Source organism: Blautia sp. MB18-30 (assembly GCF_023669475.1).
Classification (GTDB): Bacteria; Bacillota; Clostridia; order Lachnospirales; family Lachnospiraceae; genus Blautia_A; species Blautia_A fusiformis.
This window is the reverse complement of sequence record NZ_JAMOYY010000030.1, coordinates 1-18,418: the sequence shown is the minus strand read 5'-3', so window position 1 is coordinate 18,418 and position 18,418 is coordinate 1. Positions and strand designations below refer to the sequence as shown.

Below are 18,418 nucleotides of genomic sequence, written 5' to 3'. Positions count from 1 at the left end.
ACCACTCCCGGCCCCCGAAAGGGCCGGGCGGTAAAAGATTTACTACTTTGTTTTAATACTTGCTTTGTCGTTGCTTATAAATAATTTTTGAATTGAATCGATCCGGCAATCAAACGATTACTCCTCAGATCCTTTTCTGCGGCTGATGAAGAAAGCACCAGCAGCGCCAGCCATAACTACAACACCGATGATAGTGAAGAGGTATGTTCCCATGCCACCTGTGGATGGAAGGGAGTTGAGTTTTGTATCATTTAAGCCACCTTTATTATACAATTTAGCTGTAGCAACTTCTCCGTCTACAGTAAGTGTAAGTGTCTTACCATCTGTATTAATAGAATATCCTTTTGGTGCTTTTGTTTCTTCAAAGTGATAAGAACCAACATCTAAACCTTCTACGTCAATATAACCATTTGCATCTGTCACAAGTTTTGAATCAGCATCTTTTGTATCTGGAGCATATTTATATTTTCCAGTTTTTTCTTCCTTTACGAATGTTAACGGTACTTCTTCTCCATCTTTATACAATACAAACTCAGCACCTTCCAATGCTTTATTTATATCACCATCGCCATATTTCATCAGAACTAATTCTCCAGTAAATAACTTAACTGGAACATTATTTCCGCCGTAATCTACACCTGCTGCATGGCTACCTGCTTTATTTTCTACTGTTGTTTCATTTACTTTTGCTGTATAAGTAACTGTAATTTTCTTTCCAGCATTCGGATTAGCTGTATCTGCAACTAATTTACCTAAATCAACAGTAAATCCATTGCCTTTATCATTTACTACGATTTCACCAACCTGGCCATTTTTGCCTTCCATTGTTACACTATTAACAGCATTTGGTCCTGTTAAATAGTAATCAGCACCAGTAATTTTATCAGTGATTGTAAATGTTCTGTTCTCTGTATTTGCTGCATCAATAAAAGGTACGTATGCGTCGATTGTATAAGTTACAATATCTCCAATTGCTACTACATGATCGGCATCTTCTGTTGTTTTATCTACAGATGTTGAAGATTTTTTAGCAATTACTTCTGTACCTGATAACGCTGGATATGGCTCGCCAAATCCTACATAAGCAGTTGCTGTTTTATAAGTATAGCCTTCCTCTTCTGCTTTAATTGCATAAATACCAGCTTCACTTACTTCAATTTTTGTCTTATCTGTTAATGTTGTAAATCCAGTAAGTGCTGCAACTTTACTTAATGCTAAGTCAATATTTGCTGCTGTTACATTTGCTGCTGTTACGCCAGTTGGTAAAGCAACATTAGTATCTTTAAACTTAATTAATCCCCAGATAACTTTCTGCTGTGCATCAGCGGAATTGGTCATTCCTAATGCTTCTGTGAAGCATGCTCCTGCTCCATTCACAAATGCCCAACCAGAAGTTGTGCTCTCATCCTTTTGAATGATCTGCATACACTCAACACTGTCTGCCGTATTAAAACCTGTAAGTTTAATTGTAGCATTTCCATCTGCAAATACCGCTGTGCACATAGACAGTACCATAACCGCTGCCACTAATAATGCACCAATCTTTTTTAATAAATTTTTCATAAGGTTTGCTCCTTTCTTTCTCTGCATTTTTCTTTTTCGCCCTTCATCGGCCATTTACAATTAATGTGTTACGATCTCTTTGCTTCTTCCTCCCTTCGTTTATTCTTTATAAACAACAGGAGTGCAGTTGCAAGAATCGCTACACCACTGATTGTAAATCCATAGGTTCCCGGACCACCGGATTCTGGTAAGGAATAAAGTTTAGCATTTTTGATTGTTAAAACTTTATTCGTTTCATCCAAAGTCCACATCTCACTACTATTTGCTGCCTCACCATTTTCATTAACAAGTTCTACTTTTCCTAATGAGATTTTGAAACAAATACTGCTACCCAGTATTGAATATCCCTTCGGAGCGATAATCTCTGTCAGCCTATAAATACCCGATTTCAATTTGGTCAGTTCAATATCTGAATCCCCATTGATTACTTTTATACCATTCTGAATAGTTTTCCAATTATCACCATTTTTTATTTCCAAATTAAATTCAGAACCTGTTAATAGATGATTTTCTGTATCTGTCTTCTTCAGATCCAGTTTTGTTACTGCTTCGTTTGTGTAGGAAGCAACACCCTTCACACCACCATCAGTTTGTTTATACGTATAATTCTTAATGACATTATTTTTATCCGTGTCATAACCAAGTCTGAAAGTCAATGATTTGGATGTATCTGATTTAGAGTTTTCGCAATCTGTCTGCCCGTCAACCTCAAATGCTTGAATTGTATATCCATCTGCTTCTACTTCCGTTACAGTGTAATATCCTCTTGGAAGATTCTCTAATTTTGCAACTCCACTAGTCTGATCAGCTTCAACTATCACCTTCAGCGGACTACCAGAAACAGCATTTCCATCTGAATCCTCTACATTAAATTTAAACGTTCTGGCTTCTGTAGACGCTTCTGTCACATTCTTTATAATCTGAATCTGACCGCTGATAACATTGATTTTATAAATACCATATAGATTGTTATTACCAGGATTTTTCGCTGTCTCAGTTCCCACGAAATGTCCGTCTGTATTAGTTTTACTCGTATCCGTTGATTCTGTTGGAGCAGTATAAGTTACTTCCAGATAATACTCAGTTCCATCATTAAGTGCAGTTTTTATTTCAGACTCATCGATGTTTGTTCTAACACCGTTGTCTTTTTTAAACCACTGTAATTTAATTAATGATGTACCATCCTCTTTTTTAGAATCTGTTTCGTTTACTGTACCATCTTTGTAAGATGTTGGTTTACTAGTGGCAAACAACTCATTCCGAATTTGCTCATCCATTGGTACGGAATCACCTTTGTAGATAGTAATCTCTTTATCCTTAACTACCAGATTAACTTTGACATTAACCGTAGGCTGATCCAATACTTTCTTCAAATCTCCTACGCTAATCTTAGAATCAGGGGAGACGTTGGTAGGAATATTGTTACCACCGATGAAACTATCTTTTGCTTTTACAGTAATGGTTCTACTCCAGCCATTTGTACCATCTGTCGTGTGTTTAATGGTCTGATCAGTCCACTGTACCTGATAAGTACCGTCATTACGCTTTGTTACAATCCCACCATTCTCTAATGTATATTTCCCACCTTCGAAATTGGTTTCGGTGATAACATTACCTCTATCTACAATTTCAAATCTACTGTCGATCACATCAGTAATTGTTGCACCGGTAATGTCAACGTTCTTATTAATTGTACTACTGATACTCTGGAAAATTTGTGTAAGCGATGCTGCATCATCTGCTGTTTTTGCGCAATCTGATGATGAAGCAATTCCTGGATACTTTTTACCATCATACGTACCACCAGACAAGAACGTCTTCGCGCGATCTCCTTCATCATTAAGTGCAAAGCCTATGGTGTATACTGTATATGGATTTTTTGCATTATCCACATTATTTCTTAGGCCTGTTTTTAATTCGCCTGCCTGAGTTTCAGCATTTTTTTGTGCATTACTATTCCACTTATTACCTCCGCCAGTCGGCTTACCATCGGTGAACAGAACCACATACTTAGGATTTGTATCAACCATAGCATCCAACTTGTTCTTTGCATCCTCAAGTCCTACCGCAGGATCCGTACCTCCATTCGCCTTCAAATCTTTAACGAAATTCTTAAGTTCCGTTACCTTTGCACTATCTGCAGTACCTACTTCTTCCAGACTTACAGATGTTCCATGATTACCATATGGTCTATTGTAGTCGTCAGTACTGCTAAATACAGTAATACCTATTTTACTATTCGGAGATTTCTTCGCTGTATCATCTATAAACTGATTTACAGCATTCTTAAGTGCATCAAGCCGGGTTTCTGTTGTGCTAGTTCTTGTATATATTTTACAATTATTATATTTGTCTTTCGCTGCATCATCTGATGAACCCCTCGGACCCACACGCCATCCTTTGTTATAATAAGAAGAATACCACATCTCCTTATAAGAACCATCCACCTCAATATAATACGTTACATTACGATTTAGAAGCTTCTTGTCATCTCTTGCTTCAGAAGTATTATTAGCAACAAATGTGTATGAATAAGAAGTAATATCCTCTCCCATCGATCCGGACACATCCAATACCAACATGATATCTGCCACAGACGTTTTCGTTTCAATTATGGAACTTGTACTTGTGGATGTTGCGTTAATGGTAATGTCGTAGGTTCTCTGATCCCAGTCTTTCACTTTAGCCGTTTTGCTAGTCACCATACTGGAGTTGATAATTTCTTCCGGAGTCTCATTCAGAATTTTATTGTCTTTAACTGCTGTTCCTGAACTGTTTTTTAATGTGGTTGTAACATTATTATTTTCTTTTGTTACCGTTACCGTCCATTTTTCATTGGAAGCAACATATCCCACTGGCGCCTGAATCTCTTTCAGATAATATGTTCCTGCTCTCAGCTTATCAAATGTAACTTTTCCGCTATCATCAGATGTAGCTGTTGCAATCTGTGTTGTGCACTCTTCGTCATTATAAAGAGTAAATCTTGCATCGCTAAGTCCAGCACCTTTTTTATTAACTTTTTGGAAATTCAGAGTTCCAAGCGCATCCGTTGTTACCTGTGAAATTGTTACGTTTGGAAGGGTAAAATTCATGTAACAGTTAGAAGCACCTGCTCCTCGTTCCATATAAAGAACCGTTAATGTATGTGTAGATTTATCTCCTTTATCCAAATAATCCCTCAAGTTCACAGTTTTAGTTGCCGCATTATGAATTCCACCTAAATCAATGATAATCTGCTGATTTTCTTTTCCTCCATCCATGACAACCCACATATCGTCATCACCGGTAAAAGAATAATTTAATGGACCTACATAATCACCAATGTTGAACTCCATGTCATAACGCATTCCAAAATAATAATTATGTTCTTTACCATCATTCCCAAGTGCACTTTGCGTTTTTCTAGTATATCCTTTCTCATACTTTGAAGCCACAGTATCTAATGGAAAGAAATCTTCTCCCGAATTTTCCTTTTTATTTAACTTATACTGTGTTGTTACGTTAGTGCCACTTCCATCTGTTACACCCGTTAATGTATATGTGTCACCACTTCTTTCAAAATTCAAATTATAATCTTTATATACTTTTCTTAAGTAATTGTCTTTTGAATTTCCTGCCAGTAAATCAGTCTCATTAAAAAATCCTGGATCTGGATAATTAAATTCTACATTGCCATTTTCATCTAGTCCCTTCAACAAATCAGTAATAACATCTTTGCCTCCAGTCCATAAGTTAACCGTTTTGTTACCCTTTTGCCAAGTATATTGATATGGCGTATAGTTTTGATCTGCTAATTTTCCATTATGGGTTTCACCCATACTTAACTTCTGATTACTGTCTGGATCACTATAATTACTCTTCTGATTAATGGAATAATAAGTACTTCCACTCTCTCCGGCCTTTACCGTATAATCATAAAACGTAGGTGCACCGGCGAATGTTCCAGTGGTAGGAGTATAATATACTTTAACCGTAGCATCCTGTGCTAATTCAATATCACCTGCCGCTACAGTATTCTCTTTTCCATCTATAACTACTTTTACTTCCTTGATATCCCAGTTTGTAGCCTTCTTACAATCAAATTTCTGCCCAACTGAAAGTTCTTTATCAACATCATCTGCATAAATCTTCTCTCCAGTTGTTGCGTCATAATGCTCTATTGTAACTTTTATCTTATCGTCACGCTTATTACCAACGATTACATAAGTCGAAAAATGCGTAGTCTCGAACTCAACATCACCATTCTTGGCAACGCTGCCATCCATATTTTCAACGTTATCATTCTCGTCTACGTGATATACATCTGCATCCTTGATTTTCTTCTCATCATTCAGAGATACAGATACCTTCACTGTAGCACCCGGCTGAACTTCTTCGCCGTCCACCAGGAATTTGATATCGTAGGAATGGATCTTCTCGATGGCTTTCTTTTCTTTGATCGCTTCTTCTGTGATCTGGTCTTCGGCTTCCTGGCTGAGCTCTACCGGTGTTACGGAAAGCTCTGCGTTGTCCGGAAGGTCTGCCGGATCGGTAAGAGTAACCTTGACATTGACCTCGTCACTCTTGTAATCATATCTGGTGATCTCAGGCTGAATTTCTTCTTCCTGCACATCCTCAGGCTCTTCTGCCTCATCACTGCTGTCAACAACCTGTGCCATATCACTTCTTATGTAAGCCTCGGTTCCTTCCCAGGAAACCTTGTACCAGGTTGCTCCGTCCTCTGCTGTTACGGTATCCAGAAGTGTGAGCTGTGTTCCTGCGTTTACAGTTGCCAGAACCTCTGCCTCGATAGATGGGCTGACACGAAGATTCGTATCGTCTCCCAGAACCTCGATCAGGCTTGTCTCACCATTCTCATCTGCTGCCGGAACATCATCTGGGCTCGCAATATCCTCTGCCGGTTCTTCCACCACATCCGGATTCTCTGCCGGCGCTTCGGTAGGTTCAGCATCCGGATTCTCCGCCGGAGCCTCAGAAGGCTCTGCCTCAGGAGTTACCTCCGGATTCTCTGCTGCCGGTGTCTCAGCTGCATCCTGCTCAGGCTCGTCCGAAATATCCATTCCGTCCGTAAGCTCCTCTGATGCGATAGGCACCTCGTCCTCATTACCGGAAACAGCTTCCGCCTCGACATCTGCTGTCTCAGGAGAATCCCACATAACGGCAAAAACAGCTGCGTTGCCAGTCTCAACCTGAAGTGTCTGGATCTGTTTGCCCTCGTTGACATTCAGAACCTTCAGATCCTCGTTGGCCTGTAAGGTGTTAACATCAGTATCACCGGTACTGCTGTTATAATGAAGCTTCTCAACGGTTACACTCGTGCTGGCTGCATCGGTAAGCTCCGGTGCTGCCGGTGTCTTGTACTCAAAAGTTACTCTGACTCTGCCGTTCGGCTCGACTCTGTTTCCGTCGCCATCAGCAAAATACACATCATACGCAAAAAAACCTCTCAGGCTGCTGCCCTTGTCTGTAGCTGCTGCTGAAAGCTTCTGAGAAACTGTATCATAAGATACGGATGAATTCTCGTTTACGCTGTCAGCCTTCAATGCTGTATTCTGCGGAAGAGCTCCGTCCTCCAGTGCCTCTGCTGTTACTTTAACAGAATCATTTTCATATGTAAGCGTCGATTGCTGCGCCTGTTCCGTTTCCTCCTGGTCAGCGCTGCTTACATCCGGTGTCGATTCTTCGGCCGCTGGTTCAGATGTAATTTCGCCATCTGTAAATATATCCTCCGTTCCATCTCCGAACGCCTCACTCGCGGAGATCGTATATGCACTCGGCATACAGGATACCATCAACGCCAAAGCCACCATAAATGCCAGGAGTTTTCTGATCTTATTATTCCTTAATTTTTTCATACCTTTCCCGCTTTCCTATGTGTGCATTAACGTGTACTGTATTTCTTATTACTTTACTTCTGTTTATATTCCTTTCTCTTAAAAAAGCTTCATGTTTTTAGCCGGTGAGTAAACAGGTTACACCTTTTCAGTATTTTACCCTTATGTGATTGTAGTGTCAATATACCAGGCATTTTTGGTAAGGATATTGACATTATCAGATGCTATCGAGAATCAGTCTTCAACTCCTCCTTCTTAACTTACTCGTTTACTGGTTCTTTTCGCCTGATTTCTCCGATAAAATCTGACTATTCGTGATATTTATTATACAACACTACCAGTTGTTTTGTAAGGCCCGTTTTTTCAAAAAAAAGTGCCTCTGTCACTATTTTAACATGAATTTCTTCAGCTCATCCCGCTTCTTGACATTCAGCTTGCAAAAGATATCCGTAAGGTAATGCTTGACAGTATTAATGGAAATCCCCAGATGCTCTCCGATCTCCTTATTGGTCCATCCCCCACTTGCCAGCATGGCAATAGAAAACTCCATCGTCGACAGCTCCCCCGTAACCTTTCTCCGGTTTTCCGGATTATGAAGCGCCATCCAGCCCCTGCTGAAAGAAATCACACCCTCCGTGATCCGCTGATACGCCTCCGGATCCCGGTTCCGGATACAAGCCTCAATCAGCCCTCGCAAAAGCCCATGATGCTCAATAAAAGGCTCCAGAAAACCATCCATCTTCGCCAGCTCCCAGCTCCGGAGCATCTCCTCCTGCTTATGCTTTCGGTTGATCGCACACACCGCCATCATACAGTGGATATACGTCATACTGATCGGATACGACCTCTCCGCCATAAACAAAGCAGCCTTCCCCATCCCATAAGCACTCCATATCTCCCCGTTAAGATAAGTATGGTGTGCCATCACATACGTGGCAAAAAGCCTCAGCCCCTCAGGAAGCATCCTGCTGTACTCCCCAAAAGCAGGCATCCCATCCGTAGGCAGATGAAGCAAAACCGCCCCCACATACCCCGCCAGAAGACAGGACGCATAAACATCCTTAGGAACCTTCTTCTTCATAGCAATCTTCACACAGGACTGGATCCCCTCCATCCCCCGCTTAGCCGCCGCCACATTCCCCAGCGACAGATTAGAATACCCATACAAAATACACGCCGAAAGCTTCAGCTCAATAACCCTGCTGGACAGATACCTCCTCGTGATCTCACAACACTCCTCCGCCTGCCCCGTAAAATAAAAAAGCTCAGCCCGCGCAATATTCCTCAAATCCACATCCACAAACCCCTCAACAACCTCCCGAGCCCTCCCAGGCTCAAAAGACGAATTCAAAAGCGGCAAAACCACATAATCACACATACAACCCTCTCCCCTCCAAAACCAAAACCCAGGCAGCCCTCAAAAAGACCACCCTCAAAACCAAACCAACAAACCTCCGAAGCCCTCACACAAGCCACATCAACACACATCCGAAGCCCATCTCTCAAGCCACATCAGCACACATCCGAAGCTCATCTCTCAACCCACATCAGCACACATCCGAAGCTCTTCTCTCAACCCTCATCAACACACATCCGAAGCCCATCTCTCAAGCCACATCAACACACATCCGAAGCTCTTCTCTCAAGTCCCACAAAACAGTCACCAAAACTCCGGATATCAATCAACCAGTCAATCAGTCAACCTCAACCAATCAGGCCAACCATCTTTTTCCATAATTATAATCCAAAATACTCCAAAAATAAATTTAAATATTACACAAAAACACCACACCCTATCCAAAACAGCCTCTATCCCCAATCCCCTCACGACAAACCGCAAAAAAACTCACCCCACCCACATCCAGCGCAGCGCCGATGCCACACCCCGCTGGTAGACTGTCTGTCTGTCCGTTCGTCCCTCCCTCCATTCATCCCACAAAAAAAGAGCCCCCAGGCCCAAACACCCGGGAACTCTCCCAAAACCAAACAACATCATCTCCCCCTCCGCAGCTTCCTCAGCTCCCTCTCCAACCGATCCGCTCGCGCCTTCTCCCTCAACGTATTCACCCTCTCTTCACTCCGCCCCTGTTCAATCCCTTGAGTGATTCCCTGGCTGATTCCTTGGCTAATTCCCTGTTCAATCCCTTGGGCGATTCCTTGACTAATCCCCTGTTCAATCCCCTTATTAATCCACATCTGCTCAATCTCAAAACTCTTCATATACGCCACCGTAACCTTTCCATCCTCTTTAACAACCCTGACCATCTCCAGCAACTCCCTCAAAACATCATTTACCGCATTCACCTCCCTGGTATCCTCCAAAAAATGAAGCAGCGCCACCAGCTCCTCAGGCACACCCGCACCATCCCCCTTCGTATTCAAAAAAACCGTCCTCAGCCCATCATCATACTCCATCTCCGGAATCTCCTCACACATATTCCGGATCGTATACACCATCCTACCCCGATCAAACGGATCATACGAACAGACAAAAATAACAAAAACCCTCTTAAGCTTCCCGAAACCCTCACCCTTCTTCAAACATCGGCTATCAATGATCGCATGGTAAAACCGCACCCGCTTCGGCAGATCCTTCAGACTCACAACATCACCATTATTATCCGGCTCAATATCAAAAACAGAAGGATCCGCCAAAACATCCATCAGCTCCTCCTCAGCCAGAACATCAAGCCGCGCCCCGCGAAAGCCCTCATCCCGGCCACCAAAAGCCCTCTGCGCAACAACCCGCAGCCTCCCGATCTCACGCCCCAGCACCACCTGCAGCAGCAACCTGCAAAACCTCTCACCAATACCAGGAAACGTCATCACCGCGTTAAACAAAAAATCATCCAGAAGATTCATATCCTCAAGCCGCTTCCTCTGCATAAGCTTCCTCCTTTCACTATGATGGCAAAAGAAAAAACCTCACACAACCAACCGGCTCCTCCCCGCCATATTTATACAACCAACCATATGGGGATCAGATAGCCGAACGGCCCAGAATGTTCCCAGATATGTATCTTCAGTATAACCACCCCACCAGCAAAAGTCAACAAAAACCCTTCGACAAAAACCGCCAAAACCTCATTCCACTGCATCCACCACAGCGCCGATGCCACACTCCCCCCACAACGCATCCACCACAGCGCCGATGCCCATCCCCTCCCGGCACACCACAAGGAAACTCAGCCCCTGCAACCATCCAACGCAGCGCTGATAGCCCACACCCTCCCAGCACACCACAAGGAAACTCAGCCCCTGCAGCCATCCAGCGCAGCGCTGATGGCCCACCACCCTCCCGTCAGACCACCACACCTCACACTCCCAAAAACCAGAACGGACAGTCTGCCAGCGGGACGGCTGCATGGTCGGGACCCGGTGCGTCGGAGTAAGCCGCTGGTCATACTTGGCGCCTGGGGCTTCTGACGGGAAGGTACTCTGCGGCCACAAGCCGCAGAGTAAGCCCCATCTGTCTGAGCCAGGTACGCATCAGCGTACATGGCGAGTTATGGGGCGCCCTGCACGGCAGAAGACTCAGACGCTTAGTATGACCCGGCGAAACGACCGCACCAGGCACGACCATGCAGCCGCCCCGCTGGCAGACTGTCCGTTCGTCCCTCCCTCCATTCATCCCACAAAAAAAGAGCCCCCAGGCCCAAACACCCAGGAACTCTCCCAAAACTCAAATATCCAATTATCATCAATCGTTATCAGTCATCACCCAACACGCAGCCGAAACTTCTGAATCTCCTTCTCACTGGAAACCCTCTCAATCTCAGCCCCAAGACTCCTGAGCTTCTCCTCAAAATTCTCATACCCACGCTGGATATAAACAATATCATCAACAACCGTAACACCCTCAGCAGCCAGCCCCGCAATAACAAGCGCAGCCCCCGCACGAAGATCCGGCGCACTCACACGCGCCCCCGTAAGCTTCCTCACACCATCAATAATAGCAGAGTTCCCCTCCACCTTAATATTGGCACCCATCCGGGAAAGCTCATCCGCATACTTAAACCGGTTCTCAAAAATACTCTCAGTAACAATACTCGTACCCTCAGCCAAAGCCAAAGTAACCGCGATCTGCGGCTGCATATCCGTAGGATAACCAGGATAAGGCAACGTCTTCACATGCGTACGATGAAGCACATGCGGCGCACGGACACGAACCGCATCATCAAACTCCTCAACCTCACACCCGATCTCCTCAAGCTTAGCAGTAGTAGCCTCAAGATGCTTAGGAATAACATTACGAACAGTAACATCACCACGAGTAGCCGCAGCAGCAAACATAAACGTACCAGCCTCGATCTGGTCCGGAATGATCGAATACTCCGTACGATGAAGCGTCTCAACACCACGGATACGGATCACATCCGTACCGGCTCCCTTGATATTCGCCCCCATACTGTTCAGGAAATTCGCCACATCAACAACATGCGGCTCCCTCGCAGCATTCTCAATGATCGTACGACCAGTCGCCATAGAAGCAGCCATCATAATATTAATAGTAGCACCAACAGAAACCACATCCAGGAAAATATGGCTGCCATGCAGATTCTCCGCCTTGGCAACAATAGCACCATGACAGATATCAACATCCGCACCAAGAGCACGGAAACCCTTCAGATGCTGGTCGATCGGCCTGCTGCCGATATTACATCCACCCGGAAGCGGAACCTCCGCATGCTTATACTTACCAAGCAAAGCACCCAGAAGATAATAAGAAGCACGGATCTTCTTGATAAACTCATAATCCACGCTGAGATTGCCGATAGTAGAACCGTTGATCTTTACAGTAGACTTATCAATACGCTCAACCTGAGCCCCGATCTCGGAGATCGCCTCAAGCAGAACATTGATGTCCCTAACATCTGGCAGATTCTCGATCAATATAGTTTCATCAGTCATAATGGCTGCTGACAATATCGCAAGCGCCGCATTCTTCGCACCCGCAATATCCACTTCTCCAACCAGAGGATTGCCGCCTTTAATCACATACTGTTCCATAACACACCTCTATTATTTACTCCTCTATGAGCAGAAACTTTCTCTGAATTTACTGCAGGAACAAACGTTCCGCAATACCGTTTTTTAGGTCAGTTGTATATTATAACACATATTTCAGATTTGTAAACAATTTATGACGAAAACCTGTCACAACCCATGACCCGAAACACTCCAGCAAACCGTTTCCACAAGCCAACAGTTACGCCTTATCTCCCCTGTTCTTCAGTGCCTCAAGCACAACCTGGAGACTCCCCTCCAGATCCTTATCCTCTTCATCCACCACAATGTCCGCATATTTCTCATACAAAGGAACACGCTCATCATAAAGACTCGCCAGCGTCTGCCCCTCCTTGAGCACAACACCACGCCCCTTAAGATTACCAAGACGCCTGGAAAGAAGCTCCAGCGAGATCTTAAGATACACCACAACACCCTCCGACTTCAGATGCTGCATAGCCTCATCGCAGTAAACCACACTTCCACCGGTAGCGATCACCGTATTCTCCACCTGGATTGAAGCATTCACACGATTCTCGATCGCCTTGAAGCCCTCCGTACCCTCATCTGCAATGATCTTACTCAAAGTCCTCTTCTCCGCCTTCTGGATCAGAAGATCTGAGTCAATAAACTGGTAACCAAGTACCTTCGCAAGTACGACACCGATGCTGCTCTTCCCCGCACCAGGCATTCCTATCAGTGTAATATTATTCATACTGTATCCTTTCATTTTAGCATAACAGCTGCCAAATCTCAACAAACGTTACGGCTCCGCAGAACCTACCGTTTCTCTCTCCCTGCCTTTCCCGACGTCTTTAATTTCCCTGACATCCCTGGCTTTCCTGACACCTTCAACTTCCCTGACATCCCTGGCTTTCCTGACGTTTTCAACTTCCCTGACATCCCTGGCTTTCCTGACGTCTTCAACTTCCCCGCCATCCCTGGCTTCCCCGACGTCTTCAACTTCTCTGCCATCCCTGCCATCTCTGATTCCCTGTCTGATTTCTTATCCAACTTCTTCTGCATCTGCTTCTTCTTTACGCTGTAGCCGAAGGTTCCCACCTTCCGGCCACCCGCCAGATACTCCCCATGGGAATAAACCAAAAGACCCGCATCATTGAGACGAAACCTGTTGTTTTTATCCATATAAGCTTCATCCGCATGGACCGCAAGCACATCAGCAAGAAACATATCATGAGACCCTAGCTCCTTCACCTCACGCACCCTGCACTCGATCGAAACCGGAGCCTCCCCGATCATCGGTGCAGAAACAAACTGCGCTTTCTCTTTCGTAAGGTTCAGCTTCCGGAACTTGTCCACATCACGTCCCGAACGAACCCCGCAGAAATCCGTTGCATACGCCAGCTTCTCCGTTGTCAGATTGATCACAAATTCACCCGTTTTCCGGATCATATCATAGGAATAACGGGAAGGTCGGACAGAAATATAAGCCATCGCCGGATTGGTACACACCGTACCCGTCCACGCAACCGTTATGATATTATCATGCCCCTCACCATCGGTAACACTCACCATTACAGCCGGCAGCGGATAGATCATGTTCCCCGGCTTCCATAACTGTTTCGCCATTTTCCGTCACCTCTTATGCATAATCGCTGTTCATCAGCTGAGCAGCCTCCATCATAGCCGGGATCAGCTGCTTCTTTCTGGAAACCACACCCGGCAGACTGAAGGTATCTCCATCCGGTTTCCGCTCAAAAGCGATCTCCGCCATCTGCTGGCTGCCCTCCCCGTAAAACAGAAGCTCTGTAGACTCCTCCAGGATATTCGTCAGCATAAAATAAACTCTCGTGATATCATGACGGCCACACTCACTCACCATAAACGGCATCAGCTTCTCCTTGATCTCCTTAAGCTCCTCGCTGTCCATGGAACTGATCTGACCCACACCAAAGGAAACATTACCCTCACCGATAAACTTCTTGTAATCCTGATAAAAAATCTCCTCCGGAGACTTATCCTTCAGATTACTTCCCGCAGAAAACATCTCTCGGGCAAACTCCTCGATCTTGATCCCCGCGATCAGCGCAAGAGCACTGGCAGCGATCTTATCCGTCTGCGTACAGGTCGGTGAACGGAACATCAATGTATCCGAAATAATAGCCGCACAGAGAAGCCCCGCGATCTTTTCCGGGATCTCCAGTCTCTGCTCTCCGTAGATCTCATAAAGGATCGTGCCCGTACATCCCACCGGCTCATTACGAAAAGCAACCGGCGTCATAGTCTGCAAGGTACCCAGCTTATGATGATCGATGATCTCAAGGATCTCCGCCTTCTCGATATTATCAACAGCCTGATCCACCTCATTATGATCCACAAGAACCACTTTCTTTTTATGCATATCCAGAAAATTACGTCTGGAGATCGTACCGATACACTTACCATGAGGATTGATCACCGGAAACGCCCTGTGACGGTTTTTGATCATAACATCCTGGATATCATCCGTAAAATCCTCGGTATTAAACGTAACCATGTTATCCCGCTTCATAACAAAGCTGACCGGAATACTCTGGTTGATCAGACGCGCAATATTAAACGTATCATACGGAGACCGGATGATCACGATATTCTTCTCATGAGCAAGCTTCACAACCTTCTCGGAAACCACGATATTCAGCCCCACGATGATACAGCTTACATTCTGGCTGATCGCCTGAAGATGATCCTCCTCACGGTCACCCATGATGATCATATCATTCTCCTCAACGTAGCCCTCCAGCATCTTCGGGTTGGCAGTACCGACAAGCACACGCCCCTTCACAAAATATCCGTGCCCGTTACCTTCCACCACTTCACCGCCAACGGTCTCGGCAATTCTCCGATACTGCGTCCTCGCGTTGGAAAGAAGATAACTATCTGTAGTATCCATATAGGTCTTTGCGATATCACCAATAGTCACAAGCCCCTCCAGACACCCATCCTTATCCCGGATTGGAAGAGAAACGATCCCATTCTCCTGCATCAGATCCCAGGTATTCTTCAGCGACATACTCTTATCCGCCTGCGGACTGGTCCGAATATCCATATCCTTGACCTGAGTACCGATATTTCCCAGATAAGCCGGCGGCTGTACGCCAAAACGGTTCAGCACATACCTGGTCTCCTCATTGATCTGCCCCGCTCTCTTCGGGATATATTTTTTATTCTGCGTAGTTCTGTTTTTAATATCCGCATAAGCAATAGCCGAACAGATGGAATCCGTATCCGGATTCTTATGTCCGATTACAAATATTCTCTCCGGTTTTTTCATACACATCCATCCTTTTTCATCCAAAATAATTATAATTTAATATTTGCAAACAAAGCACCCAGGGAAGTAGTAGCCTCTTCCCCCGACTCCGGAAGCTCAAAAGACTCCTCCTCAACCTCCTTAGCCATCAGATCCGATGCCTCTTTAATACTCAGGCTCAACTTACCATCCTTGATCGCGATAACCTTCACCTTAACCTTATCCCCAACATTCAAAACCTCAGAAGGCTTCCGGATCCTCTTCTCACAGATCTGAGAAATATGCACCAGCCCGGAAACCCCGTTCCCAAGATCCACAAAAGCACCATACGGCTGCAAACTCTCAACCGTACCCTCAGTCACAAAACCAACCTGGATATTGGAAATCTTATTCCGTCTCTCCACCTCAGCCCTCTCACGAAGAATCTCCCTGGCCGAAAGCACCAGCCTCTTCTTCGCCTTATCAGCCTCGATAACCCGCACCTGGATCGGCTTATTCAGAAACACCTCAGTATCCTCAACAAACTCCAGATCAAGCCTGGATGCAGGAATAAACCCACGGACACCCTCAACATAAGCAATGGCACCCCCGTTAACGATCCCCTTCACAACAACATCCAGCACCTCACCCGAATCCTGAAGCTCCTTCAGCCTGTCCCAGGCAAGCACATCCGCAGCATCCGCTCTGGAAAGAAGAATATTCCCCTGACCATCATCCCTGCGAAGAACCATCGCCTGAACCTCATCCCCCGGCTGAACAGCCTCTTTAATATTAAACCCCGGCACCCGGGAAAACTCCTCCACCGGAATAAAACCCTCAGCATAAAACTTAAGGTCAAGAACAACCCCCGACTCATCCACACTCACAACAGTCCCTGAGATAATATCACCCTCATCGATCCTCTTAAAAGAAGCCTCCAGCTCCCTCTCAAAATCCTTCATAGACTCCGCCATATCCAGACCTCCCATTCAAACAAAAAACAAACCACCGCCGCCCCCAAAACAGCCGACAGCACTATAATCCTAATCATTATAGCATGCACACCCCACCCGCGCTATATTTTTTTCCACAAGCCCCAGACCTCACAGGCATCCAGCACGCGCCGATGCCACACATACATCACTCACCTCCAGCACACCTCACAGGCATCCAGCGCAGCGCCGATGCCACACATCCCCCCGTCAGACCACAAGGAAACTCAGCCCTTGCAGCCATCCAGCGCAGCGCTGATGGCCCACCACCTCCCGTCAGACCACTCAATCCCCACACATCCAAAAAAATCCCTCACTCAAAACACCCCCTCAGCAGAAAATACTCCCCTCAATACTACAAATATCCCTAACAAAGGATACAGTTTATACATCCAACATAAATTACCCACCCAATCACCACACAAACTTATCACTCCCACAACCAACGCACAGGACGGACTGCCGGAGGGACGGCTGCATGGTCGGGACCCGGTGCGTCGGAGTAAGCCGCTGGTCATACTTAGCGCCTGAGGCTTCTGACGGGAAGGTACTCTGCGGCCACAAGCCGCAGAGTAAGCCCCATCTGTCTGAGCCAGGTACGCATCAGCGTACATGGCGAGTTATGGGGCGCCCTGCACGGCAGAATACTCAGACGCTTAGTATGACCCGGCGAAACGACCGCACCAGGCACGACCATGCAGCCGCCCCTCCGGCAGTCCGTCCGTCCCTCCCCACCCATAAAAAAAAGAGCCCCAAAAAGGCCCAAAAACGAGGAGTGCCCCGGTAGTGGCTTACCGGGGCGATTATTATGAAAAAAATTGTATGTGTAATGATACAGATACACACCATTACAGCGTCTTTCGTAACGTTCTTTCGAACTATCCCTATACTACCAGACAAATATGAACAAACAATGAACATCCCGTAAACAATTAGCGCATTTGCACAATTTTTTTCAAAACACCCTCCCCCAATTTATAAAAACACCACATTCACAAACAAAACCAAAACCCTAAACATTGTACATATTGTACATCTCAGCCAAACAAACCAACAACAACCCCAACAAAAGAGCCACAACCCTCACCCTCTAACTCAAACTCCATCTAAAACATCATCAAAAACACCAGCCATCACAAACCATCACCGCCGTGAAAGCATCCCCTTAATAAACTCAACCGCCTTCTCAAAAATATTCTTCACATCAGACTTCGTAACACCCATATCCTTCAAAGTACTATAAGCATCACTCACATACCCCTTGATCTGATCATCACTCATCTCGATTCCACGGAACTTACTGATAATATTAACCAGCGAACTCTTATCATCCTCATTAAGACTCACCCCAAAATGATCCGCAGCCTCATCGATTCCCTGAGAAATCTCATCATCCGTGATCTGGTTAGAATCAAAAAGCCCCTTCACATAAACAATGATATCCCCAACCTTATCCGGATCAGAAGCAAGAGACCCAACCTCATTATCCTTCAGGATCTCCTCCGCCTGACTCATAACAGAACCGGAATCAGACGCCATAACCATCATCGGAGATGTACATGAAATAACACCCGCAATAACCAAAGCTGTAACCTTGTTCAATCTTCTCATAATATTCAACCTCCATACGGGCACCAGCCCTTATCAAAAATTGCCTTTTACTATTTTTAACTATCTTTTACTGCCTTTTTATTACCTCATCATTACCTTTTCGACGCCCCTCAGTATACCACACACCCCCACCCCTCTGTAAACCTCAATTTTCCCCATTCCCACCCACGCCATTCAGA

At 45.3% G+C, this 18,418-nt stretch carries 9 protein-coding genes and 1 pseudogene; all 10 read right to left on the bottom strand.

Annotation, left to right across the window (positions count from 1 at the left end; all coding sequences use genetic code 11):
• Positions 1 to 117: 117 nt before the first annotated feature.
• Positions 118 to 1,563 carry a SpaH/EbpB family LPXTG-anchored major pilin gene (locus NCY57_RS12760; RefSeq protein ID WP_250789738.1) on the bottom strand — a complete coding sequence of 482 codons (1,446 nt, stop codon included), beginning with the start codon at positions 1,561 to 1,563 and terminating at the stop codon, positions 118 to 120.
• Between the two features lie 68 nt (positions 1,564 to 1,631).
• A complete protein-coding gene (locus NCY57_RS12755; RefSeq protein WP_250789737.1) occupies positions 1,632 to 7,418 on the bottom strand; it encodes a SpaA isopeptide-forming pilin-related protein in 5,787 nt (1,928 codons plus the stop codon).
• Positions 7,419 to 7,782: 364 nt separating this feature from the next.
• Positions 7,783 to 8,775, bottom strand: a complete 993-nt coding sequence (locus tag NCY57_RS12750; protein ID WP_250789736.1) for a helix-turn-helix domain-containing protein — start codon at positions 8,773 to 8,775, stop codon at positions 7,783 to 7,785.
• Between the two features lie 614 nt (positions 8,776 to 9,389).
• Entirely contained in the window at positions 9,390 to 10,283 is an 894-nt protein-coding gene (locus NCY57_RS12745; RefSeq protein ID WP_092073518.1) for an Rpn family recombination-promoting nuclease/putative transposase, read from the bottom strand.
• An 831-nt stretch (positions 10,284 to 11,114) separates the two neighbouring features.
• On the bottom strand, positions 11,115 to 12,407 hold the full coding sequence (locus tag NCY57_RS12740) for a UDP-N-acetylglucosamine 1-carboxyvinyltransferase (RefSeq protein ID WP_092073580.1): 1,293 nt from the start codon (positions 12,405 to 12,407) through the stop codon (positions 11,115 to 11,117).
• 199 nt (positions 12,408 to 12,606) lie between these two features.
• Entirely contained in the window at positions 12,607 to 13,119 is a 513-nt protein-coding gene (locus NCY57_RS12735; protein WP_022426930.1) for a shikimate kinase, read from the bottom strand.
• Positions 13,120 to 13,406: 287 nt separating this feature from the next.
• Positions 13,407 to 13,994, bottom strand: a pseudogene (locus NCY57_RS12730) (flavin reductase family protein); the annotation flags it as partial.
• Between the two features lie 13 nt (positions 13,995 to 14,007).
• On the bottom strand, positions 14,008 to 15,678 hold the full coding sequence (locus NCY57_RS12725; RefSeq protein WP_118516174.1) for a putative manganese-dependent inorganic diphosphatase: 1,671 nt from the start codon (positions 15,676 to 15,678) through the stop codon (positions 14,008 to 14,010).
• Positions 15,679 to 15,707: 29 nt separating this feature from the next.
• The gene (locus tag NCY57_RS12720; RefSeq protein WP_129975740.1) at positions 15,708 to 16,610 is read right to left on the bottom strand and encodes a 30S ribosomal protein S1; all 903 of its coding nucleotides are present in this window, start codon (positions 16,608 to 16,610) and stop codon (positions 15,708 to 15,710) included.
• A 1,161-nt stretch (positions 16,611 to 17,771) separates the two neighbouring features.
• Entirely contained in the window at positions 17,772 to 18,239 is a 468-nt protein-coding gene (locus NCY57_RS12715; protein ID WP_129975742.1) for a DUF1002 domain-containing protein, read from the bottom strand.
• Between the last annotated feature and the right edge of the window lie 179 nt (positions 18,240 to 18,418).